At 66.7% G+C, this 1,260-nt stretch carries 1 protein-coding gene; it reads right to left on the bottom strand.

Going from position 1 to position 1,260, the window contains the following annotated elements:
* A partial coding sequence (locus A8G18_RS21165; protein ID WP_157100866.1) for an amino acid adenylation domain-containing protein occupies positions 1–1,260 on the bottom strand: 1,260 nt, incomplete at both ends.

Below are 1,260 nucleotides of genomic sequence, written 5' to 3' on the forward strand. Positions count from 1 at the left end.
GCGACCAGCTGCGTGCCGACCCGCTCGTCCTCCCGGGCGATCACCGCGACATCACGCAGCGCATCCATCGCGCGCAGGGCGGACTCGATCTCACCGAGCTCGATCCGGAAACCACGCACCTTCACCTGGAAGTCCGTGCGCGACAAGTAATCCAACTGCCCGTCACGGGTCCACCGCACCAGATCGCCCGTACGGTACAACCGCTCCCCGTCACCGAACGGCGACGCGACGAACCGCTCCGCACTCAGATCCGCACGCCCGAAATACCCGCGCGCGAGCTGCGCACCGGCCAGATACAACTCACCGGCGACACCGGCCGGAACCGGATGCAGACGCTCGTCGAGCACGTAGACCCGGGTGTTCCACTCCGGCACACCGATCGGCACCGACGCACCGGAGGTGTCGGTGACATCACCGGCGGTGACGGACACCGCGGCCTCGGTCGGACCGTACAGGTTCACGAGCCGCGCCCGGTTGTGGGTCAGGAACCGCTGGGCGGTCGCCGGCGGCAGCGCTTCGCCGATGGCGAGGATGTGGCGCAGCGAGGGAGCCAGCACTCCGTCGGCGTCGACCATCAATGCTTCGAGCATCGACGGCACGACATGCAGGGTCGTCACCGACTGCTCCGTCAGCAACCGGTTCAGATAGGCCGGATCGCGATGACCATCGGCCGACGCGATGACCACACGCCCACCGGAGACCAGCGCCGACCAGAACTCCCACACCGACAGATCGAAGGTCGCCACCGTCTTCAACAGCACCGCATCATCGACACCGAGACCGAAATACTCACGCTTCCACAGCAACTGGTTGACGATCGCCGCGTGCGGCACCGCCACACCCTTCGGCCGGCCCGTCGAACCCGACGTGAAGATCACATACGCCGTATTCGACGCACGCAACGGCGCGACCCGTTCGCCGTCTGCGATGGATGCGTCCGAGACGTCCGAGAGATCGAGCGTGTCGATCGCCAGGCTCGGGACAGACCTCTCCCCCGGCACGACGAAATCGTCGCGTTCGGTCGACAGCACGACCACCGGCGCCGCGGCGTCGAGGATGTAGGCATTGCGCTCGTCCGGCTGATCCGGATCCACCGGCACATACGCACCACCGGCCTTGGCCACCGCATACATACCGACCAGCAACTCGACCGAGCGACGCATCGCCAGCGCCACCGTCGACTCCGGACCCACACCCTCCGAGATCAACCTGCGCGCAAGACGATTGACCCGCGCATCGAACTCCGCATAGGTCAGCGAC

Origin of the sequence: Rhodococcus gordoniae (assembly GCF_001646655.1) — a bacterium.
Classification (GTDB): domain Bacteria; phylum Actinomycetota; class Actinomycetes; order Mycobacteriales; family Mycobacteriaceae; genus Rhodococcus; species Rhodococcus gordoniae.